This window comes from Verminephrobacter eiseniae EF01-2 (assembly GCF_000015565.1).
Taxonomy (GTDB): domain Bacteria; phylum Pseudomonadota; class Gammaproteobacteria; order Burkholderiales; family Burkholderiaceae_C; genus Acidovorax; species Acidovorax eiseniae.
On sequence record NC_008786.1, the window covers coordinates 1,328,760 to 1,355,064 of the forward strand.

Consider the following 26,305-nt stretch of genomic DNA (forward strand, 5'->3'; position numbering starts at 1 on the left):
GACACCAGGCCCGGAACGGGCACTCAAGCCTCGGCCGGGTAAAAGCGCTGGCGCGCGGGCTGATTTTCCACGGCTTTGGCTATTGCGCCAATGTGCTCGGGGGTGGTGCCGCAGCAGCCGCCCAGGATGTTGACCAGTCCTTCGGCGGCGAATTCGTGCAGCAGGCGGCTGGTGATCTGCGGTGTTTCGTCAAAGCCGGTGTCGCTCATGGGGTTGGGCAGGCCGGCGTTGGGGTAGCAACTGATGAAGCAGTCTCGTGCCGCCCGGTGCAGCTCTTGTATGTACGGGCGCATCAGCGTGGCGCCCAGCGCGCAGTTCAGGCCGATGGCCAGGGGGCGGGCATGGCGTACGCTGTGCCAGAAGGCCGTCACGGTCTGGCCCGACAGGATGCGGCCCGAGGCGTCGGTGACTGTGCCGCTGATGATGATGGGCAGGCGCTCGCCGCTGTGCTCGAAGCATTCGTCGATGGCGAACAGTGCGGCCTTGGCGTTGAGGGTGTCGAAAATGGTTTCCACCAGCAGTATGTCCGCGCCGCCTTCGAGCAGCGCTTCGGTCTGCTCGTAGTAAGCGGCACGCAGTTGCTCGAAGTCGATGTTGCGGGCGCCGGGGTCGTTCACGTCGGGGCTGATGCTGGCAGTCTTGGGCGTGGGGCCGAGCGCGCCGGCAACGAAGCGCGGCTTGTCGGGGCGACTGTATTTGTCGCAGGCGGCGCGCGCCAGTTGGGCCGAGCGCAGGTTCATCTCACGCGCCAGCGGGGCCATCCGGTAGTCCTCTTGCGCCACGCGGGTGGCGCCGAAGGTGTTGGTCTCGATCAGGTCGGCGCCTGCGGCCAGATAGTGTTCGTGGATGTCGCTGATCAGGTCGGGGCGGGTGATGCTCAGCAGTTCGTTGTTGCCCTTGAGGTCGCGCGCAAAGTCCTTGAACCGCTCGCCCGCGCCGTCAGGCCCGGCATAGCCTGCGCCACGGTACTGCGCTTCACCGAGTCGCAATCGCTGGAGCATGGTGCCCATCGCGCCGTCGAGGATGACGATGCGTTGGGCCAGGATGTCGGGCAGCCGGGCGGCGCGGGTGTAGTGCAGGGCTTGCATTGCGCGATTGTAGGAAGCGCCGTCAGGGCCTGTGGGCCGCAGCCACATCCAGAAAGCCCCGCAGCGCCGGCGTGACCGCATCCTGGTGCCAGGCCAGCACGCCCACGCAGGGGTGCCGCAGCGTGGCGATCGGCAGCAAGCGCACGCCGGTGACGGCGGCCTGCGCCATGCAGGCGGGCACCAGCGCCACGCCCATGCGCAGCGCCACCAAGGTCAGCACGGTGAGCCACTGGCGCGTCGCATGCAATATGCGCGGGTGGATGCCGGCGCGCTGGAACAGGGCGATCACGTTGTCGTGGTTGGCGGGTGCGACCGTGCGCGAGAACATCACGAAGGTCTCGGCGGCCAAGGCCCGCAGATCGACGCTGGCCGCGCCCGCCAGCGCGTGGTCCTCGGGCAGGCAGCAGACGAAGTGGTCCGGCGCCAAGGGCAGGCTGCACAGCGGCTCGGGCACCGCGCCGGTGTTGATGAAGCCGGCGTGCAGTTGCCGGTGGCGCAGCGCTTCCAACTGCTCGCCCGAGGACATTTCGCGCAGGTTGACCTCGATGCCCGGCGCCCGCTGGCCAAAGGCGCGCACGATGCCTGGCATGTCGCGGTAGACCATGGAGCCGGCAAAGCCGATGTCCAGCCGCCCGCGCAGCCCGGCGGCCACGCAGCGGGCGGTCTCGCCGGCGCGCGCGACATGTTCGAGCACCACGCGCACCTCGGCCAGATAGGCTTGGCCGGCGGCCGTCAGTGCCACATGCTTGCTGCTGCGCTCGAACAGGCGCACGCCCAGTTTGTCCTCCAGCGCCTTGATGCCCGAGGACAGCGGCGGCTGCGTGATGGCCAGCCGTTCGGCCGCGTGGCCGAAGTGCAGTTCCTCGGCGAGCACGGCGAAATAGCGCAGCAGATGCAGCTTCATGCCCGCATCATGCCAGCCGGTCTCCCGTCGCCAGGGACAGCCATCAACGAGCGTCAGTAGGACTTCGGCAGCCCCAGCACCTTCTCGGCGATGAAGCACAGGATCAGTTGCGGGCTGACCGGCGCAAGGCGCGGGATCCATGATTCGCGCAGGTAGCGCTCGACATGGTATTCCTTGGCGTAGCCCATGCCGCCATGCGTGAAGATGGCGCGTTCGCAGGCGTGGTAGCAGGCTTCGGCGGCAAGGTATTTGGCGGCGTTGGCTTCAGCGCCGCAGGGCCGGTGCTGGTCGTAGAGCCAGGCGGCCTTGTGCACCATCAGGTGGGCGGCTTCGAGCTCCATCCAGGACTGGGCCAGCGGGTGCTGTATGCCCTGGTTCTGCCCGATGGGGCGGCCAAACACCTCGCGCTCGCTGGCATAGCCGGTGGCGCGCGCGAGCGCGGCGCGGCCCAGGCCCACGGCCTCGCTGGCGATCAGGATGCGCTCGGGGTTCAGGCCGTGCAGGATGTAGCCAAAGCCCTGGCCCTCCTGGCCCACCAGGTCTTGCTCGGGGATGCGCAACCCGTCGATGAAGACCTGGTTGGAGTCCACGCATTTGCGGCCGAGCTTTTCGATCTCGCGCACCTCCATGGTGCTGCGGTCCATGTCCGTGTAGAACAGGCTCAGGCCCTGCGTGCCGCTGCATTCTTCCACCGGCGTGGTGCGCGCCAGCAGCAATATCTTGTTGGCCACCTGCGCGGTGCTGATCCACAGCTTTTGGCCATGCACCAGATAGTGGTCGCCCTGGCGCACGGCGCGGGTCTTGAGCTTCAAGGTGTTCAGGCCGGTGTCGGGCTCGGTCACGCCAAAGCAAGCCTTGTCGCGCCCCTGGATCAGCGCGGGCAGCCAGCGGGCCTTTTGCGCGTCGGTGCCGAACACCACCACCGGATGCAGGCCGAAGATGTTCATGTGCACCGCCGAAGCCCCCGACAGGCCCGCGCCCGTGGCGGCGATGGTGTGCATCATCAGCGCGGCCTCGCCGATGCCCAGGCCCGCGCCGCCATAGGCTTCGGGCATGGCGATGCCCAGCCAGCCCGCGTCGGCCAGCGCGCGGTGGAAGTCCTCGGGGAAACCGCCTTCGCGGTCGCGGCGCAGCCAGTAGTCGGCATCAAAGGGGGCGCAGACGCGCCCGATGGCGGCGCAGATCTGTTCCTGCTCGGGGCTGAGGGCAAAGTGCATGGGGGCGTGCTCGTGGGCAGGGGTGGACAGATCGGCAAATGGGCCTGCCGGGTGCTGCGCTGGTGGCGGGCCTCATTCTGGCCGGATGCCGGCCTGCTCGATCAGCCGGCGCCAGTGCGTGAGTTGGTCAGCCACATAGCGGGCGAACTCCTCGGGGCTTTTGCTGGGCCAGACCTGAAAGCCGATCTGCGCCAGTTTGTCTTGCGTCGACGGGTCGGCCAGCACGGCCTGCAACTCGGTATGCAGGCGGCTGACGACGGCCGGCGGCATACCGGCTGGCCCGAAGATGCCATTCCACGAGGTCAGATCGAAGCCCTTGACGGTCAACCCTATCGGCGGCACGCCGGGCAGCAATGCCGACGGGCGGGCCGTGGTGATGCCCAGCGTGCGCAACTTGTCGCTGGCGAGCATGCTGCGGCCCGACCCCAGATCCACCACATACACCTGCACCTGCCCGCTCACCAGGTCGGTCATGGCCTGCGGGCTGGACTTGTAGGGAATGCCGACGATGTCCAGGTCGGCAATGCGCTTGATGCTCTCCAGCGCCACCAACGAGGTGCTGTTGGGCGTGGCATAGCTGAGCTTGCCGGGGTTGGCGCGCGCATGGTCGATAAGCTCGGCCAGCGATTGGGCCGGCACCGAGGGGTGCACGACCAGCGCAAAAGGCAGCTCGCCGACCCGCGCCACCGGCGTGAAGTCCTTGATGGGGTCGTACTTGAGCTGGCGGTAGAGCGCCGGATTGGCCGAGTGCGAGGTGTTGGTGGTCATGAACAGCGTGTAGCCGTCGGGCCGGGCCTTGGCGACGATCTGCGCCGCTATCTGCGCATTGGCACCGGGCTTGTTGTCCACCAGCACCGGCTGCTGGAGCCGCTCGGCCAGCCTCTGGCCGAGCATGCGCGCCACTGCATCCGTGCCGCTGCCGGCCGCGAACGGCACGATCAGCGTGATCGGCGCGCCAGGATAGGGCTGCTGCGCCAGCGCGCACAGGCTGGCCGCCGCCCAGCCACATGCCAGCAATGTGGAGCGAATGATCTGCTGCATTTTCCGGATGTCTCCTGAATATCGGTCTGTCGACGCCCTGATGCCCGGGCCACAGCGCATTCTGGCGCTGACAACCATTAGCGTCCAATTGCATCATTGGAACGATCGATTGGCATTGCCAATCATTCAGGGACACTAGGCAGATGGGCGAGGCCACGCCGGCGCAGGGCCACGCCGCAGGCGGCGCAACGCCACGGACGGTGAGATGGGCGATGGATCGATGCGCAGCAAGGCTTGCAGGCCCGGACTCACCCGGGTGGCAAGCCTGCACGGCAGGTTCGGTGGGACCGTGCGCGGCCCCTCGAGTCCGGGGGGCGCGCACCGGGGTGGAATCTGGCCGGGGCCAGCCCAGGCCCCGGTGTGTGCTTACTTGGCGGAAGCCGCCTCCGCAGGGGCGGCGGCGGGCGCAGCGTCAGCCGCGCCGGATGCCGCAGGAGCGGTTGCATCGGCGGCTGGTGCCGGAGCCGGCTCGGCAGCCGGTGCCGGCGCTGGTTCAGCGGCTGGTGCCGGTTCGGCAGCAGGCATTTCTGCAGGAGCGGGTGCTGCCGGTTCTTCCTTCTTGCCACAAGCGGCAAGTGCAGCAGCGGCGATCAGGACGGCCAAGACGAGGGATTTCTTCATTTCGATTTCCTACTGGAGGGACAGGGAGGGACAGACACAAACTTGGACAATCAAGGCATCGGATGCGCTGAAACCTTGGTACACATTGGCTCACATTTCGTGGTGTGGCCGCGGATTATATATTGGTATTTCGCCCGGCACTGATGCACAGCGGGTTTTCGGTGCGGCGCCATCGGCGCGCAATCAGGAATCGGCAAGTCCCGAACGGGGAGCCAGGGCCGCATCGGGCAAGGTCACGGCTAAAATGCCGCATTCCCGTTTACCACTGCGGACATGACATGAGCTCTTCCTGCGTCACCGGCAGCATCGTTGCCCTCATCACCCCCATGCACGAGGACGGTAGCGTGGACTACGCCAGCCTGCGCAAACTGATCGACTGGCATATCGCCGAAGGCACCGACTGCATCGGCGTGGTCGGCACCACGGGCGAATCGCCCACGGTCAATGTGCAGGAGCATTGCGAAATCATTCGCGTGGCCGTGCAGCAGGCGGCCAAGCGCGTGCCCATCATGGCCGGCTGCGGCGCCAACTCGACCGCCGAAGCCATTGAACTGGCCCGGTTCGCCAAAACGGTGGGCGCCAGCAGCCAATTGCAAGTGGTGCCCTACTACAACAAGCCCACGCAAGAAGGCCAATACCAGCATTTCAAAGCCATCGCCGAAGCCACGGGCGACCTGCCCATCGTGCTGTACAACGTGCCCGGCCGCACGGTGGCCGACATGCAGCACGACACCGTGCTGCGCTTGGCGCAGGTGCCCGGCGTGATCGGCATCAAGGAGGCCACCGGCAATATCGAGCGCGCCCAATGGCTGATCCGCGACCTGCCCAAGGGCTTTGCCGTCTGCTCGGGCGACGACCCGACGGCGGTGGCCCTGATGCTGTGCGGCGGGCATGGCTGCATCAGCGTCACGGCCAATGTGGCGCCGCGCCTGGTGCACGAGTTGTGCGTGGCAGCGCTGGCCGGCAATGTGCAGCGTGCGATGCAGATCCAGTTTCAACTGCTGCCGCTGCACAAGAACCTGCTCGTCGAAGCCAACCCGATCCCGGTCAAATGGGCCATGGCCCGCATGGGCCTGTGCGGTGGCCGCCTGCGCCTGCCGATGACGCCGCTGTCCGGCGGCAACGAGGCGGTGCTCGAATCCGCGCTGCGCGCCAGCGGCCTGATCTGATCCCGGGCCCAGAAACAACATTCGAGCCATTTCGAGGACTTCCGTGTGAAAGCTGCTACCACCCGACCGGGCCTGCTGGCTCTGGCCTTGGCCCTGTCCGCCTGCTCCGTCTTCGATGGCGACAAGATCGACTACAAAAGCGCCACCAAAGGCTCGACCCTGGAAGTTCCGCCAGACCTGACCCAGTTGCCGAACGACTCGCGCTACACCGTGGCAGGCGGCGCCGTATCGGCCACCGCCTTGCAGGCCGGCCAGGCGGCGCAGCCTGCGGGCACGGTCAACGCCGCAGCGCTGGCACTGGGCGATGTGCGCATCGAGCGCGACGGCCAGAAACGCTGGCTGGTGGTCCGCCGCCCCGCTGACCAGCTCTGGGAGCCGGTGCGTGATTTCTGGCAAGCCAACGGCTTCACGCTGGCGCAGGCCGATGCCAATGTCGGAATCATGGAGACCGATTGGGCAGAAAACCGCGCCAAGCTGCCCCAGGACTTCATCCGCTCGACGCTGGGCAAACTGCTCGAATCGCTGTACTCGACCGGTGAGCGCGACAAGTTCCGCACCCGCCTGGAACGCCGCGCCGACAATGGCACGGAGATCTACATCACCCACCGCGGCTTGATCGAGGTGTACGGCTCGGCCTCCAAGGACAGCACGGTGTGGCAGCCGCGCCCGTCAGATCCGGAACTGGAAACCGAGTTTCTGCGCCGCCTGATGGTCAAACTCGGCATCAGCCAGGAACAATCCCGGGCCATCGCCGCCACCTCCGATGCCGCCCCACGCGCACCCTCTGCGCGCATGGCCACGGTCGATCAGACGCCCGTGGTTCAGCTCGACGAGGGCTTCGACCGCGCATGGCGTCTGGTGGGACTGGCGCTGGACCGCACGGGCTTTACCGTGGAAGACCGCAATCGCGCCGAAGGCACCTACTTCGTGCGCTACGTCGCTCCCGGCACCGACAAGAAAGAACCCGGCTTCTTCAGCAAGCTGTTTGGCGCGCCCAGCGCAACGCCGCCCCTGAAATACCGCATCGTCGTGCGCAGCCAGGGCGAGGCGAGCACGGTATCGGTGCTCGATGCCACCGGCGCGCCCGAAGCGTCGGCCAACGCCGAGCGCATCGTGCGCGTGCTGGCGGACGAAATGAAGTGAAATGAAGCGAGACACCACCTCGGCCACCCCCGGGAGAACCTGCCCATGAACGCCCCTGTCCCGCGCCAAGTCCTCCAGCCTGAACTCGCATTGGAGCGGATCAGCCAAGTCTGGGATGACGACATCATTGGCCAACTCGAGGACTACATTGCCATCCCCGCCAAATCCCCGATGTTTGCGCCCGACTGGGCCGAGCAGGGGCTGCTCGACACCGTGGTGCGCAACGCCGCCACCTGGGTCGAGGCGCAGCGGGTGCAAGGTTTGCGGCTGGAAATCCTGCGCCTCGAAGGCCGCACACCGGTGCTGTTCTTCGAGATAGCGGCGACGCAACCCGGGGCCACCGACAGCGTGCTGATGTACGGCCATCTGGACAAGCAGCCGGAGTTCTCGGGCTGGCGCAGCGACCTCGGCCCCTGGACGCCCAAATACGAAGACGGCAAACTCTACGGCCGCGGCGCCGCAGACGACGGCTACGCGGTCTACGCCAGCATTGCCGCAGTGCAGGAACTCAAGCGCCAGAACCTGCCGCACCCGCGCATCGTGGGCTTGATCGAGACCTGCGAAGAAAGCGGCTCGCGTGACCTGCTGCCCTGCATTGCCGCGCTGCGCGCGCGCATCGGCGCGGTGGGCCTGGTGGTGTGCCTGGACTCCGGCGCCGGCAACTACGAGCAACTGTGGCTGACCACCAGCCTGCGCGGCATGGCCAGCGGCACGCTCAAGGTCGAGATACTCAGCGAAGGCGTGCATTCGGGCGACGCCTCGGGTCTGGTGCCCTCGTCGTTGCGCATCATGCGCCAAGTGCTCGACCGCCTCGAAGACAGCGCCACCGGCCGCCTGCTGCCGGCCAGTTTCCACTGCGAAGTACCCGCCGAGCGCATCGCACAGGCCCGCGCCACGGCCGACATCCTGGGCGCAGAGGTCTACCAGCGCTTCCCCTGGGCGCACTACGACTGCGGCGGCGCCACCCGCTTTGCGCTGCCCACCACTACCGACCCGCTGCAAGCGCTGCTCAAGCGCACCTGGGAGCCTACATTGAGCGTGACCGGGGCCGAGGGTTTTCCGGCCTTGCAGGACGCGGGCAACGTGCTGCGCCCCTACACCGCCTTCAAGCTCAGCCTGCGTCTGCCCCCGCTGGTGGACGCCGCCCTGGCCGTGCAGAAACTCAAGGCGCTGCTGGAAGACAACGCGCCCTACCAGGCCAAGGTCACCTTCGAGAGCGGCGGCGGCGCCACCGGCTGGAACGCCCCGGCCACCGCGCCCTGGTTCGAGCAGGCCATCACCCAAGCCTCGCAGGCCCACTTTGGCGCGCCCTGCGGCTATGTCGGTCAAGGCGGCACCATCCCGGTGATGAACATGCTCAGCCAAAGCCTGCCCAAGGCCCAGATGATGGTCTGCGGCGTGCTCGGCCCCAAGAGCAATGCGCACGGCCCCAACGAATTCCTGCACCTGCCCTACGCCAAGCGCCTCACGGCCTCGGTGGCGCAGGTGATTGCCGCGATGGCGCAGCAGGCCACCACACCCGCCAGCCCGCCGGCCACGGCAGGCTGAACCGCTGACGGGCCGGCGCCTGGGCGAGACGCCTGGACGGCGCGGCATCGCATCCGGCTTGCATCGGGCCCCGCCGTGCCGGACAGGCCTCCCACCGGGCCTCGATGCTGGAATCCACGGCCACGAATCGGGAGCGAGCTTTCTCCAATGCCTGCGCGATACCGCCGGGTCGCGGCTTCTGCGTGCGTTCGGCGTGCCTTATTTTCCGTTCCCTGGAACGGCCCCAATATAAAGTACGCAAACGCCGGCTGCGGCGACGATGACGATATTGAGGAGAACGAGGCCAAAGGCAAATCGAATCAAATGGTTTTCTTCTTGCCGATTGGCTGCCGCAAGCCCGGTGATGAGAGAAAGAATCGACAACGATCCGAGAGCTCCATGCCCCGCTGCACTATTGACCATTGCGGCAAGCCAAGGGCCGTGGCCGGTTGTCAGTGCGGCGATAGACGGCATGACCAAGGTGTTGCCGCCCACGTTGGACCCCGTGACATAGCCTGCAATGCCTGCCAGCAACGCTATCGTCGGAACCAGGGAAACGCCGGACAGCGATTGCAGTATGCGTTGAGCCTCGACCAGAAATCCCGCGTTGACCATGACTTGGGAAAGCAGCAGGAAAAGGAAGATCGTAGTGACAGGAAACTTGGCGCGCTTGAACAGCGCCTGCCATGGAAAGCCCGCTGTGGCAGCTTGCCTGATCGATATCAGGATGCTGCTCATCAGCAGTGCAAGTCCAGGGGATGCCAGAGGTTTCCACGAAGTATGCTCTCCTTTGACAATCCAAAGAGCATCCCAGCCCGTCAAAACAAATACTCCCCGCGACACGACGATGATGCCAAGCAAGGCGAGGTAAGGCCAGGCAGCGTCCGGCCAGCGCACAAGCCTTTTGCGATGGGACAACGAGACAGCCAGCCCCACGCACGCAACGGCAAGCCCCGCAAGAACGCCTGAAACTTCCGGCCCTATCCACTGATTGATGCAGTAGAGCACCGTGACGAAAAGCGCCGTCATCACAACGAGCCCGAGCCACGGCGCCACGGTGCGTATTCCTGCTTGCCACAACGCGATGGCTGCAAGGCAGAAGAAAACCGGTGCGCTGATCAGCGCCGAATGGCTGCCGAGTGTTCCGGCAGGCAAATGAGCCAATAATGCGCCAACCAATGTGGCAAGACCAAGGGTTCCCCACGGCATGATGACCATGCCCGCCAAGGCGATTTTCATACCGGATTGGCGAGTGAACAGCCCGATCAATAATGGAACGGTAGCGATGAGGGAAACACCGAAGCCTGTCATCGACTCGAGCAGCGGTGCCAAACCCAGAACGATAAAGATGATTTGCGCCGCTGGAGTCCAGCCGAGTTCCTTGACCCAGGCGCCAATGGCCTGTGGTGCGCCACCGCGCTCGACCAACATGACAAAGGCCAGGCCCGGCACAATGACGCAGGCGGTGCTGAAAAACAAAATGCTTGTGTCTTTGAAGATGGCTGCCGTGGTTGCAGTGGACAGGGGGGCTGCGGCGCCCAATATCCACAGCAAAAAGACAAGGGCGACGCCCGCGAATGCGGCTTGTACCGGTGGCCTGCGCAAAATGAGAATCCATGCGACCACGACACCGATTGGCAGCATTTGAAGCATGAGTGATGTCATACATCGTCTTTCTTGATTCAGTCGTGCGTTTTTCCGGAATACTCAGTTGCCCGCATTGATGGGCGCTCACAAAATGTCTGATACCACTCGGCCAAGCGTTGTTGGGAAGAGAAGTCCGATAGTTTTCGGAAAGCGATCCAGTCGAGTGCTGTCGCCAAGGCAATATGTCCTATGGTTGTGCGACCATTGAGGGCTATATGGTTTTCGATGAAGCAATAGGTTTGATCAAGTTTGTAAGCCTGACCTTCAGCATAGGCAGGGTAGCGCAATGCCTCTGGTCGACGTTCCACTTCCCATCGCAGCTTGATGCCGACGTCGCATAGGCCTTGCGCCAGGGCTTGCAGGCGCAGGGCCTGATAACGCTCTGCTCCCTCCAGTGGAATCAGTCTGAGGCCGTCATGAAGGTTGTCGAGGTAGTCGCAAATCACAATGGAATCGAACAATGCCTCCCCGTTAGACAAGACGAGAACCGGTACCTTGCCCAATGGGTTGACGTTGTAGATTGTTGCATTCGGGTTCGTGGGGCTGGTCTCGTGGTGGATCACATCCAGGCGCGATGCGATTCCAAGTTCGTGGGCGAGAACCAGTACCTTGCGGGCATAAGGTGAATGGGTCTGGTAGAAGAGTTTCATGTTGAAATTCCTGATAGAAATCAAACCACTTCAAGTATCGATTGGGCCGCCTTGTGTGCGTCCATGAAAAGGCGTGAGGGGGCACCTGCCGAAGCGACATAGTGATTGTAGTAGCAAGAGCCTTCAGCGAGTGGCCCGAGTACCCAAATGTTGAGTATAGACTCACCCCAACGCGACTTGGGATGGCACGCAGCGTCAATGTCGATACCGTCAATACCCTGCCCGGTGGTCTTGGGTCGGATGAAGCCGAGACGTTCGAGATCGCGCACAGGAGGGCAGTCGCTGTTTACTACCCCGGAGCTTTGAACATAGGCCGCGACGCGCCGGTAATTTTCTATAACGGGATAAGCCGATGGACTGAGGAACGTCAAGAGTCCGGCATCACACAATGCAAGAAGATCTGCATGGCGCTCTTTCTGAGGGCCGGCGACGAGCCGGTTAATCGATTTATGCCATTTTCCATAGAACTGGCGATGTGAAACTTCAGTAAGGCCGTCGAAATCGACAGCTTCACGTAAATGATCTCGTAGGTCCCGCCAGACTTCCATCGCAGCTTTGACTGGAGATTCTGCCAGTCCAATCCTGGATTCGCGCAGATCTGCCTCTATGGTATCGTAGAGCCAAGAATGGTAGTTATGCGGATTCACGTTGACTGGTAGTATATGCCAGATAAATGTCTCTGGTTCGAATGAGCCAGAAAGATTTTCATAGTGTCGCAGCAACGCCTCGCAGGTGGCGACGCCAGAGTCGTTGTGACTGCTGATTGCTCTGATGTGATTCAGAACATCCTGTTGACGGTCTGGATTTGATCCTGAGTGCATAACAGCAACGGCGGCGGCACGCATTTCAAGTAGCATCAGTGGGAGAATGTCCCGTTCGAAATCGATCTGCCGATTCGTTGCATTTTCCCGCAAGAAATTGATGCAGGAACTCGTGAAAATGACGGCCTTATGAGGTGGAAATCGGGCGAGCCCATTCGGACGGGTTCGAAAAGGGAGTCCGTCGCGTGACTGAATAAAAATGACCGGTTCATTGCCAGAGGGATGATAGACATGATTTCCATCTGAGATGCGTTCGTAGAACCCACCTCTACCAGATGTGAGGGTCGCCAATGCATCCATTGCGCTCAACCCCAACCCTTCGATCAAAACTGCTTCCCCGGGCTTGATGGTGTCCAGGCTACCAAGTAGGGGGTAGATGTCCTTGATGCAGCCACGACCTCCGCCCTGGGTTCGCCCCGTATGACCGACCGTTAAAATCAGTCGATCCACCATAGCAGAAGCATCCGACGGTGTTTTCAAAACAAATTGCTGCGATTCGGTTGTCTCAAGGGCTGTGACCCTTTGGTTGTGCAGACGTACCGTTATCCATTCAGGTGCTGTAGCCAGTATTTCTGAAAATGCGTCCGCAAGATAAGCGCCGAGTAATCTTCTTGGTAGGAAGTCGTACGGTTCAACGTCTCGTCCTTCGTGTGCAAGCAGGCCACTTTTCGGATCGACTTTGATGTTGTTGTCGCGACACCACGTCAGAAAATCTCGACCGGGCCTCTCTCGTGCATCAGCCAGACTTCCAAATGCAGCAGCATCAGGGAACACGCCGAGTTGTCCTGCGACTGTATTCAGTAGGAGATAGTCTGGTTGATCAGGCCGATGCACCCCACTACCATACAAATTGGAATCAAAGATATCGATGATGACGGGATGGCCGGGGCGTTCTTCACTGAGACTCAAGATGCGTTCGAAAATCGAGAGTCCGCGAGACCCACAACCCACGAGACCAATGCGTAAAGGAGCCGTCACCATCTGCGCTCCTCCCCGAAGAACGAGGGAATGGCGATAGCTGAGCCGTCCTTGATTGCTATCTCATATACCATCCGACCAATAGCAAGATCAAGTATACCCATACCAAATGGGGAGTAGATCAGCGGTTTATCTTTGGCGGGTCGTATGTCGCCGCGAATCATGGCCGCCACTGTACCGGTAACGAATTCGCGATGTCCATATTTCTGCTCAGCCAAATGTGGTGAGGTATTAGCTTTCAGACAATGCGTCACGTCATCGAAATAGTTGTAGCTTTCTGCGATGATTTCTGCAGAAATATCACGAAGAGAGATATTGAGAACAATTTGCCCTGCGCGGAACGTCCCGCTTTCAATAACGTATGGAGTGCCTGCACTGGTAGCAAAAACCACAATATCGGCAGTTAATGCTTCCTCAAGCGATAATATTTGTACGTCTGGCAATCCAATTTGCCCACCGAATGCCGACAGTGCCTTAGCTGAGGCATCGTCGAGATCATGGACCCCTACACTCTCGAACGACCAACCGTCTATCATGAATGTCTCTAGTATGTTTCGAGAAATGACACCGCCACCCACAATGGAGAGGCGGTGAATGTTTTTTTGTGGTCCATTCAACCACCGAGCGCCGAGAACAGCAGACGCAGCCGTGCGCTGGGCGCTGATAAGCGCTCCTTCCAAGATGGCATAGGGATATCCGGTGCGCGAATCGTTGAGAATCAGGACGGCAGATGCACGGGGAATGCCCCATCGGATGTTGGCGGGATAGCTGGCAACCCACTTGAGACCAGATACAGACTGATCACCATCGGTATCCGTGATTGCCGCTGGTAGAGCAATGATTCGGTTTGCTGGTTCAGATGGGAAACGCAGGAAATAGCTGTCTGGATTGATGGTATCACCGCGTTCGTGCGCCAGATAAGTTTGGGCAACGACTTCAATCGCTTCTTTACGAAGTTCGGCAAGAATGCCTTTGACGGCAACACCAGGGACTACGTGGAATTCTTGAATCAATGTTTGCATGTTCATTGCACGGATGCATCTATAATGAAAGAGGGATTGTTGGAATGAGGGGTTGCAACGCGGTTGTATCGAAGCGTTGTAAGACCCAATCATCAGAGTAAATCGTTTCGAGGTATCGCTCACCCATGTCTGGTGAGATTGCTACAACGACATCATCGGGGCGAATATGGGCAGCCCATTCCTGCACACCAGCGAGGACTGTTCCGGTAGAACCTCCGAAAAGAAGACCATACCGTTGAACTAACCAGCGGCATGCCCTGATCGTGCACTCCTCCGGTACGGATAAAAAAGCGTAAATGCCGGATGGATCGAAGATTTCAGGTTTGCGGCTTGTGCCCAGTCCTGGAATATGACGAGGACCACCTGGCAAATCGAACGTGACCGATCCGACGCTATCGACAGCTATAATCTTCGTTTCTGGATGATGTTCGGCAAAATAATTCTTGCATCCCATCAACGTGCCAGTTGTTCCTGCTCCGACAAACAGATAGTCGACACGGGAGAATCTGTGAGCAATGGACTTGGCTGTTGTTTGATAGTGGGCAAGTGGATTGGCTGGATTCTGATACTGATTGAGCCATATGCAATCAGTATCCTGAGCAACGAGTTGCTTGATCAAGCGAATGCGCGAATGCAGAAATCCACCATTTTCGTCACGTTGATTGACCATCAGCACCTCCGCACCGAGCGCTTCAATGAGCTTTTTGTTCGTAGCTGATATGTTCGGATCGATCACACAGATAAATTTGTAACCTTTTGCGGCACACACCATTGCAAGGGCGACGCCAAGATTTCCGGATGATGATTCAATCAAGCGAGTTCTTTTCGTGATAAGCCCTTGAAATTCAAGGTCCGTGATGATGGAGTGTGCCGTTTTGAGTTTTATGGATCCTGCAGGATTTAATCCCTCGATTTTGAGTTGAATTCTTGCTGCGCAGAGATATTCAATTTGCACGTAAATATCTTCATTCATGAGTTGTCTGAACATGTGTTCCCTCCTCTAAATTTTTTCCGGATTCGGTACATTGCACTATTGATGACGGAGTAATTGAAAACTCACTATTGCAATGCGCTCGTTTCCGACACTATCAACACCTTAAAGGCCACCAGTAGTGGCCCAACGCTTGTCATAAGAGAGTGGACTGAATCGATGTTGGATTCTTCGGTGGATGGAGCAGGTAGTTTGAGATCAGGATTTGTAGAACCTCATGAAGGCTGTAAGGTAAATGCAGACGTTTTTTGATGATGGCGATGTTGCGGTCGCGATCCATATTTTCGTCTTGACAGCATGTTCGTCAGTTCCAAGAAAGTTTTGATATGCGGGTGTTGCTTGCTCCATTGTTGACCGTGCAGCGAGTGTCGTCTTCCGGTTGATCTTGTCAGGGTGGAATTTACAACAATTTGCAAAACATGTCAACAAATATTTTCGTAACTGCTGAGTTACCCAGGCCATTCCTCAGTCAATCAACCCAAGCGAGGTTGAAGCGGTGAGCCCTGAAATGCTTGAGCGAGCGCATCAAAAAGATTGTCACCCTGCTTGTGCAGGCTCACCAAGCAGGAACGGATGATGCAGCATGTCTGCCCCTTGGATCGACCGGAAGCAGCCAGAAGTCTTCTGCGCGACCTTGGGCATGCGCACTGCCTGCTCGGTGATGTTGGTTGGTCAGGGGCACTCCCGGATCGTTCATGAAGTGCCAGACTCGACCAAGCGCGTCTCGCCCAGTCTGCTCTGGCAGACGGCGCAATGCTCGGGTGGCGCATGGGTGATGACTACGCCGGGCTTGACCACTTGGCGCCAAGATACTGCCCTTGTGGCCCTTGCGCCCGCCGATCGGTCTAGCCTGGCTTTGCAAAATGACTTGGGCTTGTTGGGCCCATCGCTGGAGGGCAGTTTGCTGGAGTTCTGGCTGTTCAGATGGCACCTCGCTTGCAATTCGTTGATTGGAATTTGTTGAACCTCCACTTGAACAGTGTGCGTCCACACCGTCGACCATAGCGGCAGAACCAGTTCATCCCGCTGGGGATGGCTGAACGCGCTGAGGTCGGATAGCTGTTGCATCAAGTCACGGGTCGTAGCTTGCGGCGATGGTGCGGCCGAGCAGTTGCGATTGGCATTGACACGTAACTGTCGAAGCAATCGCAGCATCGCGGACTGTCGGACAAACTCAGGCAAACAACCGGGCCAGCGCCAGGCCCGGGTCGGCTGCGCGCATGAAGGCTTCGCCGACCAGGAAGGCTTGCACGCCGGCGTCGCGCAGGGTTTTGACATCCTGCGGCGTCAGGATGCCGGATTCGGTGACCGGCAGGCGCTCTGGCGGCATGTCAGCGAGCATGTCCAGCGTGGTTGACAGGCTGACCTCGAAGCTGCGCAGGTTGCGGTTGTTGATGCCCACCAGCGGGGTTTTGCAGCGGGCCAGCGCGCGCTCGAGTTCGGGGCGGTCGTGCACTTCCAGCAGCACCGCCATGTCCAGGCTGCGGGCGATGGCCTCGAAGTCGGCCAGTTGCGCGTCGTCCAGGCAGGCGGCGATCAGCAAGATGGCGTCTGCACCCATCGCGCGGGCTTCGTAGACCTGATAGGGATCGAGCAGGAAGTCCTTGCGCAGCACCGGCAGTTGGCAACTGGCGCGGGCCTGTTTGAGGTAGTCGATGCTGCCCTGGAAGAACGCCTGGTCGGTCAGCACCGACAGGCAGGCCGCGCTCACGCCGGCGTCGCCTTCGGCATAGCTTTGCGCGATGTCGGCGGCAATGAAGTCGGCGCGCAGCAGGCCCTTGCTGGGGCTGGCCTTCTTGATTTCGGCAATCACCGCCGCCTGGCCTTGGCTGATTTTGGCGCGCAGCGCGCCTTCAAAGTCGCGGGTGAGCACGCGGCTTTCGGCGTCGGCACGCACCGCGGCCAGGGGCACGCGCTTTTGGGCCGCAGCCACTTCGGCGCGTTTGGCGGCCATGATCTGGTCGAGGATGTCGTTCATGGTGGTCGGCAGGGGGTGGGTATTTCAGGCCAGCGCATGTGTGCGCGCGACCAACTGTTCGAGCTTGGCCAGCGCCGCGCCCGAGGCAATCGCAGCGCGCGCCAGCGCCAGGCCCGCCGCGATCGATTCGGCCACATTGGCCGCGTACAGCGCCACGCCGGCGTTCAGGCAGACGGTGTCATGTGCGGCCCCGGGCTGGCCCCGCAGCACGCCGAGCAGCATGTCGCGCGACTGCTCGGGCGTGTCGACCTTGAGCGCCCGGTTGCTGGTCATGGCCAGCCCGAAGTCCTCGGGGTGGATGTCGTATTCGCTGATCTGGCCGTTCTTGAGTTCGCCCACCAGCGTGGCTGCGCCCAGACTGGCTTCGTCCATGCCGTCACGGCCGTAGACGACCAGCACATGCTCGGCGCCCAGGCGTTGCAGCGCGCGCACCTGTATGCCGACCAGGTCGGGGTGGAACACGCCCACCAGGACATGGGGGGCCTCTGCCGGGTTGGTCAGCGGCCCCAGGATGTTGAAGATGGTGCGCACGCCCAGTTCCTTGCGCACCGGCGCCACGTTCTTCATTGCCGGGTGGTGGTTGGGCGCGAACATGAAGCCGATGCCGACCTCGGCAATGCACCGGGCAATGGCCTCGGGCGCAAGGTGGATGTGGATGCCCAGGGCCTCCATCACGTCGGCGCTGCCGCTCTTGCTCGAAACGCTGCGGCCGCCGTGCTTGCTGACCTTGGCGCCGGCAGCCGCTGCCACGAACATCGCGCAGGTGGAGATGTTGAAGGTGCTGGCGCCGTCGCCGCCGGTGCCGACGATGTCCACCAGATGCTTGCGATCGGGCACTTGGACCTTGGTCGAGAACTCGCGCATCACCTGCGCGGCGGCCGTGATCTCGCCGATGGTTTCCTTCTTCACGCGCAGGCCGGTGATGATGGCAGCGGTCATGGCCGGCGAGAGTTCGCCGTTCATGATCATGCGCATCAGGTGCAGCATTTCGTCGTGGAAGATTTCGCGGTGTTCGATGGTGCGCTGCAGCGCTTGCTGGGCGGTGATGGGCATGGGCATGGGCATGGGGTGGTTTCCTGGTGGGGCATTACGCCGAAGGGCTTTGCGCTGAAGGCCGGGCGCGATCGGGTCCGCGCAGGGCATGGTGCGAGGCGGTCGGCACGCAGGCCGGGGCTGCGGTCATCTGCGCTGCTCCAGGAAGTTCTTCAGCAGCGCGTGGCCATGCTCGGTCAGGATGCTTTCGGGGTGGAACTGCACGCCCTCGATCGGCAGCGTCTTGTGGCGCACGCCCATGATCTCGCCGTCTTCGGCCCAGGCCGTGACTTCGAGCATCTCCGGGCAACTGGCGCGCTCGATGGCCAGCGAGTGGTAGCGGTTGACCGTGAACTGCCGGGGCAGGCCGGCGAACAGGCCCTTTTGCGTGGTGTCGATGACGCTGGTTTTGCCGTGCATCAACTGCCGGGCCCGCACGATGGTGCCGCCGAACGCGGCGCCTATGCTCTGGTGGCCCAGGCACACGCCCAGAATCGGCAGCTTGCCGGCAAAATGCCCGATCGCAGGCACCGAAATGCCGGCCTCGGCCGGTGAGCCGGGGCCGGGCGAGATCACCAGGCGCTCGGGCGCTCGGGCCGCAATGCCCTCCAGCGTGATCGCGTCGTTGCGAAACACCTCGACATCGGCACCGAGTTCGCCCAGGTACTGGACGATGATGTAGGTGAAGCTGTCGTAGTTGTCGATCATCAAGAGTCTCATGCTGCGCTCCTCGTCACTCGGCGGTTCGCTGGCGGGGCTTGTCGGGCGCGGTTCATTCCAGTCCCTCCTCGACGAGTTCTGCGGCGCGCAGCAGCGCGCGGGCCTTGTGCTCGGTTTCCTTCCATTCCAGTTCGGGCACCGAATCGGCCACCACCCCTGCCGCCGCCTGCACATGCAGCGTGCCGTCCTTGATGATGCCGGTGCGGATCGCAATCGCCACATCCATGTCGCCGGCGTAGCTCAGGTAGCCGCAGGCGCCGCCGTACAGGCCGCGCTTGGTCGGTTCGAGCCGGTCTATCAATTCCATCGCATGCACCTTGGGCGCGCCGGTGAGCGTGCCGGCCGGGAAGGTGGCCCGGAGCACGTCGATGTTGGTCATGCCCTCGCTCAGCAGTCCTTCGACATTGCTCACGATGTGCATCACATGGCTGTAGCGCTCGACCGCGAAGGCCTCGGTCACCTTCACGCTGCCGATCTTGGCGATGCGGCCGATGTCGTTGCGCGCCAGGTCGATCAGCATCACATGCTCGGCGCGTTCCTTGGGGTCGTTGATCAGCTCGGCCTCGATGGCCTGGTCCTTCTCGGGCGTGGCGCCGCGAGGCCGGGTGCCGGCCAGCGGACGGATGGTGACCTTGGTGCCGGCTTCGGTCCTTTCCTGGCGCACCAGGATTTCGGGGCTGGCGCCCACCACATGGAAGTCGCCAAAGTCATAGAAGTACATGTACGGCGAGGGGTTGAGCGAGCGCAGCGCGCGGTACAGCGACAGCGGGCTGGCGCTGTAGCGCTTGTGGATGCGCTGGCCCAGTTGCACCTGCATGAAGTCGCCGGCGGCGATCAACTCCTTGGCGCGCTCCACGGCGGCCAGGTAGTCGGCCTTGGCAAAGTCGCGCTGCACCGGGTGGCTGGCGCTGGCCTGCAGCACCGGGGCCGTCACCGAATGCCGCAGTTGCTCCTTGAGCTCGCGCAGCCGCTTGCGCCCCCGGGCATGGGCGTCGGGCTGGGCCGGGTCGGCATAGACGATCAGGTACAGCTTGCCCGAGAGGTTGTCGATGACGGCCAACTCCTCGCATTGCAGCAGCAGGATGTCGGGGCAGCCGAGCGTGTCCGGCGGGCAACTGGCCTGCAACTTTTTCTCGATGTAGCGCACCGCGTCGTAACCGAAGTAGCCCGCCAGACCACCGCAAAAACGCGGCATGCCGGGCCGCAGCGCCACCTTGAAGCGCTGCTGGTAGGCGGCGATGAAATCGAGCGGATTGCCGGCCGCAGATTCGACCACCTGGCCATCGGTGACGACTTCGGTCTTGGCGTCGGCCCCGAAGCCGCTGGCGCGCAGCAGGGTGCGTGCCGGCAGGCCGATGAAGCTGTAGCGCCCGAAGCGTTCCCCGCCGACCACCGATTCGAGCAGGAAGCTGTGCCGGCCACCGTCCTGGCTGTGCGCCAGCTTCAGGTAGAGCGAGAGCGGGGTTTCCAGGTCCGCAAAGGCTTGCAGCATCAGCGGAATGCGGTTGTAGCCGGCGTTGGCCAGGCTGTTGAATTCGAGTTCCGTGATCACGGGCGGCTCCCAACTGTCGCCGTGCCCGGGGGTGCGGGACGGCGGTTCATTCACGATCGGCCCCGGCGGCGGGGCCACGGGTGCACGCAGGGGCAAGGCCCTGGTGCGATCAGACGATCAGGCGTTCGATGCAGCGGGCGGGCGCCAGGGCCAGGCTCCCCGGTCGCTGCAACCTGTGATGAACATGCGGTGAATGAACATGGGTCGCGAGTGTAGCAAGTCAGACCGCTGCGCGCCAAGAAAAAAAGCCGCTGCACGGGGCAGGCGGCTTTGCGGCGGTCTTGCCGTGGCCCTGTGGCCCTGTGGCCCGCGCCGGTGGCGCTCAGTCTTGGTGCGCGTTTTGCAGCGCCGCGATGCGGGCCTCCAACGGCGGATGGGTGCTGAACCACTGACCGATGCCGCCGGCAATGCCCAGCGCGGCCATGCTCTTGGGCAACTGCGCCGGCTGCATGCCGCCCAGGCGCGCCAGCGCGGCGATCATCGGTTGGCGCCGGCCCATCAACCGGGCGGCGCCGGCGTCGGCGCGAAACTCGCGCTGGCGGCTGAACCAGGCCACGATGATGGCCGCGACAAAGCCCAGCGCGATGTCCAGCACGATGGTGGTCACGTAGTAGCCCATGCCCGGGCCGGTTTGGCTGTCGTTGTTCTTGCGCAGCGCGCTGTCGACCGCATAGCCGATGACGCGCGACAGGAACACCACGAAGGTGTTCATCACGCCCTGGATCAGCGTCATCGTGACCATGTCGCCGTTGGCAATGTGGGCCACCTCGTGGCCGATCACGGCCTCGACTTCCTCGCGCGTCATGCCCTGCAGCAGGCCGGTGGACACCGCCACCAGCGCCGAGTTTTTGAACGCGCCGGTGGCAAAGGCATTCGGGGCGCCGTCGAAGATGCCGACTTCGGGCATGCCGATGCCGGCCTGGCTTGCCAGCTTGCGCACGGTCTCGACGATCCAGCGCTCGTCGGGCGAGCCCGAACCGTCGATCACGCGCACGCCCGCGCTCCACTTGGCCATGGGCTTGCTGATCAGCAGCGAGATGAACGCGCCGCCAAAGCCCATCACCAGCGCAAAGCCCAGCAGCGCGCCCAGATTCAGACCGTTGCCCGTGAGGTAGTGGTTGACGCCCAGCAGGCTGGCCACCACCCCCAGCACGAGGACGACGGCCAGGTTGGTCAGTACAAACAACAAGATTCGTTTCATGTGCTCTCTCCGTAGGGGTGGTCAAACATCAAGGTGAATGCAGGCGCAGATGGGGGCCGGGTGTTGCACTTCAAGCCAAGCCGGCAGGTCGCGGCGCGCCGTCATGCCAGTTTCCACGGCAGGGCTTCGCCCGCGCGCAGTGGCTTGAGCCAGGCGTCGCCAAACGCAAAGCTGTGCGGGGGCGTCCAGGATTCGCGGCGCAGCGTGATGCGGCCGGTGTTGCGCGGCAGGCGGTAGAAGTCGGGGCCGTGGAAACTGGCAAAGCCTTCGAGCCGCCCGAGCGCGCCGGCCTTGTCGAAAGCCTCGGCATACAGCTCGATGGCGGCATGGGCGGTGTAGCAGCCGGCGCAGCCGGTGGCCTGCTCCTTCAGGTGCGCGGGGTGCGGCGCGCTGTCGCTGCCCAGAAAGAATTTGGGGCTGCCGCTGCTGGCCGCCTGCACCAGCGCCAGGCGGTGCGTCTCGCGCTTGAGCACGGGCAGGCAGTAGTAATGCGGGCAGATGCCGCCGGTGAACAAGGCGTTGCGGTTGTACAGCAGGTGGTGCGCGGTGATGGTGGCGGCCGTGAAGCGGTCGGCCTGCTGCACATAGTCGGCCGCATCCCGGGTGGTGATGTGCTCCAGGACGATCCTGAGCGCGGGGTAAGCGCGGCGCAGCGGGATCAGCTGCTGCGTGATGAATGCGGCCTCGCGGTCGAACAGGTCGATGTCACTGTCGGTGACTTCGCCGTGCACCAGCAGCGGCATGTCGGCCTTTTGCATGGCCTCCAGCGTTTTGCCAATCTTGCGCAGATCGGTCACGCCCGCGTCGCTGTGGGTGGTGGCGCCCGCAGGGTAGAGCTTGGCGGCCACCACGCCGGCGGCCTGGGCGCGCCAGATCTCGTCGGGCGGCAGTTGGTCGGTGAGGTACAGCGTCATCAGCGGCTCGAACTGCGCTGCGGCGGGCAGGGCCGCCAGGATGCGCTGCCGGTAGTCCAGCGCCTGCTGCGTGCTGGTCACCGGCGGGCGCAGGTTGGGCATGATGATGGCGCGGCCGAAGCGGGCGGCCGCGTGCGGCACGACGGTGCGCAGCGGCGCGCCGTCGCGCAGGTGCAGGTGCCAGTCGTCGGGGCGGGTGATGGTGATGCTGTCGGGGGCTGCGGCGCTCATCGGCGGCATTTTCCCATGGCTCGCTGCGCTATGTTTTATATAGCTAAAAAACTCACCAGCCGGGTGCCAGCAGACTGCAAGTCTTCAGGCCGCCAGGCCCGGTGGCATCAGGGATGGGCCTGTCGCTGGCGGGCCAGTCCAGGAGGTGCGCGCGGGCGGGCGCGGCTGCTGTCTTCAACGCCATCGGACAGGTCTGTCCTTGGAGCGATGCACGCATTTCGAGCGATGCGCGCAGGCCGTGCGGCGCTCAGTGCGACAAGATCTTGTTGAGAAAATCCTTGGTGCGCGGCTGGCGTGCATCGAGGTTGTTGAAGAAGTCGTCCTTGGGGCAGTCCTCCAGGATTTTGCCGCCCACGTCCATGAAGATCACGCGGTGGCTGACCTTGCGGGCAAAGCCCATCTCGTGCGTCACGCACATCATGGTCATGCCTTCGTGGGCCAGGCCGACCATCACGTCGAGCACTTCGCCGACCATCTCGGGGTCGAGGGCCGAGGTAGGCTCGTCGAACAGCATCACGATCGGGTCCATCGACAGCGCCCGCGCAATCGCCACGCGCTGCTGCTGGCCGCCGGAGAGCTGGCCCGGATACTTGTCCTTGTGGGCGACGAGCCCCACCCGGTCGAGCATCGCCAGGCCGCGCTTTTTGGCATCGTCCGGGTTGCGGCCGAGCACCTTGATCTGCGCGATGGTCAGGTTCTGCATCACGGACAGGTGCGGAAACAGCTCGAAGTGCTGGAACACCATGCCCACGCGGCTGCGCAGTTTGGGCAGGTCGGTGCGGGGGTCGTGCAGCCGGATGCCGTCGACCGTGATTTCGCCCTTCTGAAAAGGCTCCAGCGCGTTGATGGCCTTGATCAGCGTGGACTTGCCCGAGCCGGAAGGCCCGCACACCACCACCACTTCGCCCTTGTTGATCGAGGCCGAGCAGTCGTCGAGCACCTGCACCGGGCCATACCATTTGGATACGTTCCTGAGTTCTATCATGTCTCGTTCCCCGATCCGGTCTCATTGCATTGATTGGGTTCTTCAGCGGATGATCGCGATCTTGCGGTGCAGGCGTTTGACCAGCCAGGACAGCGTAAAGCACAGCGCAAAGTACAGCACCGTCGCCGCCAGATAGGCTTCGATGGGGCGCCCGAAGTTCTTGCCCGCCAATTCAAAGCCCTTGAGCAGGTCGTAAGCACCGATGGCGTAGACCAGCGATGTGTCCTGGAACAAGATGATGATCTGCGTCAGCAGCACCGGCAGCATGTTGCGCAGGGCCTGCGGCAGCAGCACCAGTTGCATGTTCTGGGCATAGGTCATGCCCAGGGCCTGGCCGGCATGCACCTGGCCACGCGGTATCGCCGCAATGCCGGCGCGCATGATCTCGCTGAAGTAAGCCGCCTCGAAAGCGATGAAGGTGATGACGGCCGACACTTCGGCGCCGATGGGCCGACCGATGATCGCAGGCATCAGCAAAAAGAACCACAGGATCACCATCACCAGCGGAATGCTGCGCATGCCATTGACGTAGATGGCCGCAGGCATTTCCAGCCATTTTTTGCCCGACAGACGCATCAGCGCCAGCAGGGTGCCAAGCAGTATGCCGCCGATGGCGGCCTCCAAGGTCAGCTGCAGGCTGAAGTACAGCCCCTTGAGCACGAAGTTGGAGATCAGTTCCTGGTTGTAGAAGGAAAGGTCCAGGTTCATCATCGATGACCTCCGGCTGCGCCACCGGCCGTGCCCGGAATGCGCACGCGCTTTTCAATGAACACCATGATCCGGTTGATGATCAACGCCGAGATGATGTACAGCGCCGTCACGGCCAGATAGACCTCGATGCCGCGCGCGGTTTCTTCCTGCGCCTGCATCGCAAACATCGTCAGTTCGGCCACCGACACGGCAAACGCCACGGAGGAGTTCTTGAAGATGTTCATCATCTCGCTGGTCAGCGGCGGGATGATGATGCGAAACGCCATCGGCAGCAGCACGTAGCGGTAGGTCTGCAAGGTGGTGAAACCCATGGCCAGACCGGCGTAGCGCTGGCCACTGGGCAGGGTCTGTATGCCCGCCCGCACCTGCTCGGCAATGCGCGCCGAGGTGAAAAAGCCCAGCGCCAGCACCACCAGCGCAAAACCCGGCGCGCCTTTCAAAACCGGAAACATGCTGGGCAGAACGTGGTACCACAGGAAAATCTGCACCAGCAGCGGAATGTTGCGAAACAGCTCGACCCAGGCATTGCCCAGGCGCACGATCATCGGCCGGTCCTGCAAGGTGCGCAGCGTGCCGATCACCGAGCCGGCCACCAGCGCCAGAGCCAGCGCCAGCAGCGAGACCGATATCGTCCAGCCCCAGGCGGACAGCATCCAGTCCAGGTAGGTGGTGTCGCCACCTTCGCCAAAGCAGCCCGGCGCCATATCCTGGCTGATGGTGCTCTGGCAGAACACCTGCCAATCCCAGCTCATAGGCTCATCTCCTCCTGTTCTCCTGAATTCCCGGCCATTGCGCCGTGCCCTGGCCGGCACGACCTGCGGCGCATGAAACGGGTGCCGCCACTGCCACTGCGCTCCAGCGCGCGCGAGCGGTTCGGTGGGCGATGCACGGGCGTGCATCAGTGCCGATACGCCAGCGCACGCAGGTGAGACCCGGGGAGTTACTTTTTGGCGTAGTCTTCCATCGGTTTGTCGTTCGGATTGGCCCAAGCGGCCTTGATGGCATCCGACAGTGGCAAACCAAGCGTGACGTTGCTCGGCGGCACCGGCTGCATGAACCATTTGTCGTACAGCTTGGCCAGCGAGCCGTCGGCAACCTGGCGCTTGATGCTGTCGTCGACGGCCTTCTTGAAGGCCGGGTCATCCTTGCGCAGCATGCAGGCAATGGGCTCCACCGACAGTACCTCGCCGACGATCTTGTAGTCCGAAGGCGCCTTGGACTTGGAGATGTTGGCCGCCAGAATCGATACGTCCATCACGTATGCGTCGGCGCGGCCCGTCTCCAGCAGCAAAAAGCTGTCCGCATGGTCTTTGCCGAAGACCTCCTTGAAGTCGACGCCATCGGCACGCTGATGCCTGCGCAGGGTCTGCACCGAGGTGGTGCCGGTGGTCGTGGCCACGGTCTTGCCGTTCAGGTCCCGTATCGACGTGATGCCCGAGTTGGCCTTGGTCGCGGTGCGTATCTCTTCCACATAGGTGGTCATGGCAAAAGCCACATCCTTTTGGCGCGCCGTGGTGTTGGTGGTCGAGCCGCATTCCAGGTCCACGGTGCCATTGGTCACCAGCGGGATGCGGTTTTGCGAGGTGACGGGCTGGTACTTGGTTGTCAGAGTGGCCAGGCCCAGTTGCTTTTGGATGTCGGCCAGGATGCGCTCGGCCATTTCGGTATGAAAGCCCACATACTTGCCGTTGCCCAGCGTGTAGGACAGACCCGAGGACTCGCGCACGCCCAGCGTCACGCTGCCCGAGGCCTTGATTTTGGCCAGGGTGTCGCCGGTCTGGGCGCCAACGCTACCGGCCGAGAGGCAGAGAGAGGTCACGGTGGCCGCAAGCAAATGCTTTTTCATGGTTATCTCCTGGTGTCGAAAGCAAAAAGGGAAAATTCCGCAACCCTGGATGCTACAGAGTCGGGTCAGTGGGCTATCTCCAAAAAAGCGCGCAAACCACGGGTCAGCACAGCGGCAATCTTCGTGCCACCCGGGGCCTTGCCACAGCGCATCTGGCCCCTGCCCCTGCATCTGGCCGGCCCCGATGCCACGGTGCAGACTGTACAACATGCGCATTCCTGTTCAAGCCCCACTTTGGCGCAGACTCCTTGCCGGTAGTGCACTGCTCCCGGGCATGAATCCCGGTAAGATCGGCGCCCATCGAGCGCAACCCGCC

23 protein-coding genes are annotated in these 26,305 nt (G+C 62.6%); 3 read left to right on the forward strand and 20 right to left on the reverse strand.

Going from position 1 to position 26,305, the window contains the following annotated elements; all coding sequences use genetic code 11:
• Positions 1–23 precede the first annotated feature (23 nt).
• The 4 genes from VEIS_RS05850 to VEIS_RS05865 all read right to left on the reverse strand — a co-directional run bounded on the left by VEIS_RS05850 (position 24) and on the right by VEIS_RS05865 (position 4,250).
• Entirely contained in the window at positions 24–1,088 is a 1,065-nt protein-coding gene (locus tag VEIS_RS05850; protein WP_041950578.1) for a homocysteine S-methyltransferase family protein, read from the reverse strand.
• A 22-nt stretch (positions 1,089–1,110) separates the two neighbouring features.
• On the reverse strand, positions 1,111–1,992 hold the full coding sequence (locus VEIS_RS05855; protein WP_011808978.1) for a LysR family transcriptional regulator: 882 nt from the start codon (positions 1,990–1,992) through the stop codon (positions 1,111–1,113).
• A gap of 53 nt (positions 1,993–2,045) precedes the next feature.
• Complete coding sequence (locus VEIS_RS05860) at positions 2,046–3,209, reverse strand: acyl-CoA dehydrogenase family protein (RefSeq protein WP_011808979.1); 1,164 nt, start codon at positions 3,207–3,209, stop codon at positions 2,046–2,048.
• Positions 3,210–3,281: 72 nt separating this feature from the next.
• Complete coding sequence (locus tag VEIS_RS05865; protein WP_011808980.1) at positions 3,282–4,250, reverse strand: Bug family tripartite tricarboxylate transporter substrate binding protein; 969 nt, start codon at positions 4,248–4,250, stop codon at positions 3,282–3,284.
• An 899-nt stretch (positions 4,251–5,149) separates the two neighbouring features.
• Here VEIS_RS05865 and dapA point away from each other — a divergent pair.
• From dapA to VEIS_RS05880, 3 genes are read left to right on the forward strand one after another with little or no spacing between them, the layout of a single operon-like run.
• Entirely contained in the window at positions 5,150–6,040 is an 891-nt protein-coding gene (gene dapA, locus VEIS_RS05870; RefSeq protein WP_011808982.1) for a 4-hydroxy-tetrahydrodipicolinate synthase, read from the forward strand.
• A 45-nt stretch (positions 6,041–6,085) separates the two neighbouring features.
• On the forward strand, positions 6,086–7,183 hold the full coding sequence (gene bamC, locus VEIS_RS05875; protein WP_011808983.1) for an outer membrane protein assembly factor BamC: 1,098 nt from the start codon (positions 6,086–6,088) through the stop codon (positions 7,181–7,183).
• Positions 7,184–7,228: 45 nt separating this feature from the next.
• Positions 7,229–8,731 (forward strand): M20 family metallopeptidase, encoded by a 1,503-nt coding sequence (locus VEIS_RS05880; RefSeq protein ID WP_011808984.1) that lies wholly within the window; start codon positions 7,229–7,231, stop codon positions 8,729–8,731.
• 198 nt (positions 8,732–8,929) lie between these two features.
• On the opposite strand, the gene VEIS_RS05885 is transcribed toward VEIS_RS05880, so the two are convergent.
• The 16 genes from VEIS_RS05885 to VEIS_RS05960 form a co-directional block, all read right to left on the reverse strand.
• Positions 8,930–10,375, reverse strand: coding sequence for an L-lactate permease (locus tag VEIS_RS05885; RefSeq protein WP_011808985.1), 1,446 nt, complete (start codon positions 10,373–10,375; stop codon positions 8,930–8,932).
• A gap of 17 nt (positions 10,376–10,392) precedes the next feature.
• Positions 10,393–11,007 (reverse strand): glutathione S-transferase family protein, encoded by a 615-nt coding sequence (locus VEIS_RS05890; RefSeq protein WP_011808986.1) that lies wholly within the window; start codon positions 11,005–11,007, stop codon positions 10,393–10,395.
• A 20-nt stretch (positions 11,008–11,027) separates the two neighbouring features.
• On the reverse strand, positions 11,028–12,809 hold the full coding sequence (locus VEIS_RS25605; RefSeq protein WP_011808987.1) for an FAD/NAD(P)-binding protein: 1,782 nt from the start codon (positions 12,807–12,809) through the stop codon (positions 11,028–11,030).
• The gene (gene sbnB / locus VEIS_RS29605) at positions 12,803–13,834 is read right to left on the reverse strand and encodes a 2,3-diaminopropionate biosynthesis protein SbnB (RefSeq protein ID WP_198137961.1); all 1,032 of its coding nucleotides are present in this window, start codon (positions 13,832–13,834) and stop codon (positions 12,803–12,805) included. The genes VEIS_RS25605 and sbnB overlap by 7 nt, the downstream gene beginning before the upstream one ends.
• Positions 13,835–13,847: 13 nt before the next feature.
• Positions 13,848–14,816 carry a 2,3-diaminopropionate biosynthesis protein SbnA gene (gene sbnA, locus VEIS_RS29610; RefSeq protein WP_011808989.1) on the reverse strand — a complete coding sequence of 323 codons (969 nt, stop codon included), beginning with the start codon at positions 14,814–14,816 and terminating at the stop codon, positions 13,848–13,850.
• A 696-nt stretch (positions 14,817–15,512) separates the two neighbouring features.
• Positions 15,513–16,097 carry a DUF6444 domain-containing protein gene (locus VEIS_RS31485; protein WP_407831838.1) on the reverse strand — a complete coding sequence of 195 codons (585 nt, stop codon included), beginning with the start codon at positions 16,095–16,097 and terminating at the stop codon, positions 15,513–15,515.
• The gene (gene trpC / locus VEIS_RS05915) at positions 15,994–16,797 is read right to left on the reverse strand and encodes an indole-3-glycerol phosphate synthase TrpC (protein ID WP_011808991.1); all 804 of its coding nucleotides are present in this window, start codon (positions 16,795–16,797) and stop codon (positions 15,994–15,996) included. The genes VEIS_RS31485 and trpC overlap by 104 nt, the downstream gene beginning before the upstream one ends.
• Before the next feature lie 24 nt (positions 16,798–16,821).
• Complete coding sequence (gene trpD / locus VEIS_RS05920; RefSeq protein WP_041950579.1) at positions 16,822–17,850, reverse strand: anthranilate phosphoribosyltransferase; 1,029 nt, start codon at positions 17,848–17,850, stop codon at positions 16,822–16,824.
• Positions 17,851–17,976: 126 nt separating this feature from the next.
• Positions 17,977–18,549 carry an aminodeoxychorismate/anthranilate synthase component II gene (locus VEIS_RS05925; RefSeq protein ID WP_011808993.1) on the reverse strand — a complete coding sequence of 191 codons (573 nt, stop codon included), beginning with the start codon at positions 18,547–18,549 and terminating at the stop codon, positions 17,977–17,979.
• Between the two features lie 52 nt (positions 18,550–18,601).
• Entirely contained in the window at positions 18,602–20,101 is a 1,500-nt protein-coding gene (gene trpE, locus VEIS_RS05930; RefSeq protein WP_041950580.1) for an anthranilate synthase component I, read from the reverse strand.
• 322 nt (positions 20,102–20,423) lie between these two features.
• Positions 20,424–21,302, reverse strand: a complete 879-nt coding sequence (gene htpX, locus VEIS_RS05935) for a protease HtpX (RefSeq protein ID WP_011808995.1) — start codon at positions 21,300–21,302, stop codon at positions 20,424–20,426.
• Between the two features lie 101 nt (positions 21,303–21,403).
• Positions 21,404–22,447 (reverse strand): dihydroorotase, encoded by a 1,044-nt coding sequence (gene pyrC, locus VEIS_RS05940; protein WP_011808996.1) that lies wholly within the window; start codon positions 22,445–22,447, stop codon positions 21,404–21,406.
• Between the two features lie 247 nt (positions 22,448–22,694).
• A complete protein-coding gene (locus VEIS_RS05945) occupies positions 22,695–23,432 on the reverse strand; it encodes an amino acid ABC transporter ATP-binding protein (RefSeq protein ID WP_011808997.1) in 738 nt (245 codons plus the stop codon).
• 42 nt (positions 23,433–23,474) lie between these two features.
• A complete protein-coding gene (locus VEIS_RS05950; RefSeq protein ID WP_011808998.1) occupies positions 23,475–24,143 on the reverse strand; it encodes an amino acid ABC transporter permease in 669 nt (222 codons plus the stop codon).
• On the reverse strand, positions 24,140–24,895 hold the full coding sequence (locus VEIS_RS05955) for an amino acid ABC transporter permease (RefSeq protein WP_011808999.1): 756 nt from the start codon (positions 24,893–24,895) through the stop codon (positions 24,140–24,142). Before VEIS_RS05955 ends, VEIS_RS05950 begins: the two co-directional genes overlap by 4 nt.
• A gap of 188 nt (positions 24,896–25,083) precedes the next feature.
• A complete protein-coding gene (locus VEIS_RS05960) occupies positions 25,084–25,989 on the reverse strand; it encodes a transporter substrate-binding domain-containing protein (RefSeq protein ID WP_041949840.1) in 906 nt (301 codons plus the stop codon).
• Between the last annotated feature and the right edge of the window lie 316 nt (positions 25,990–26,305).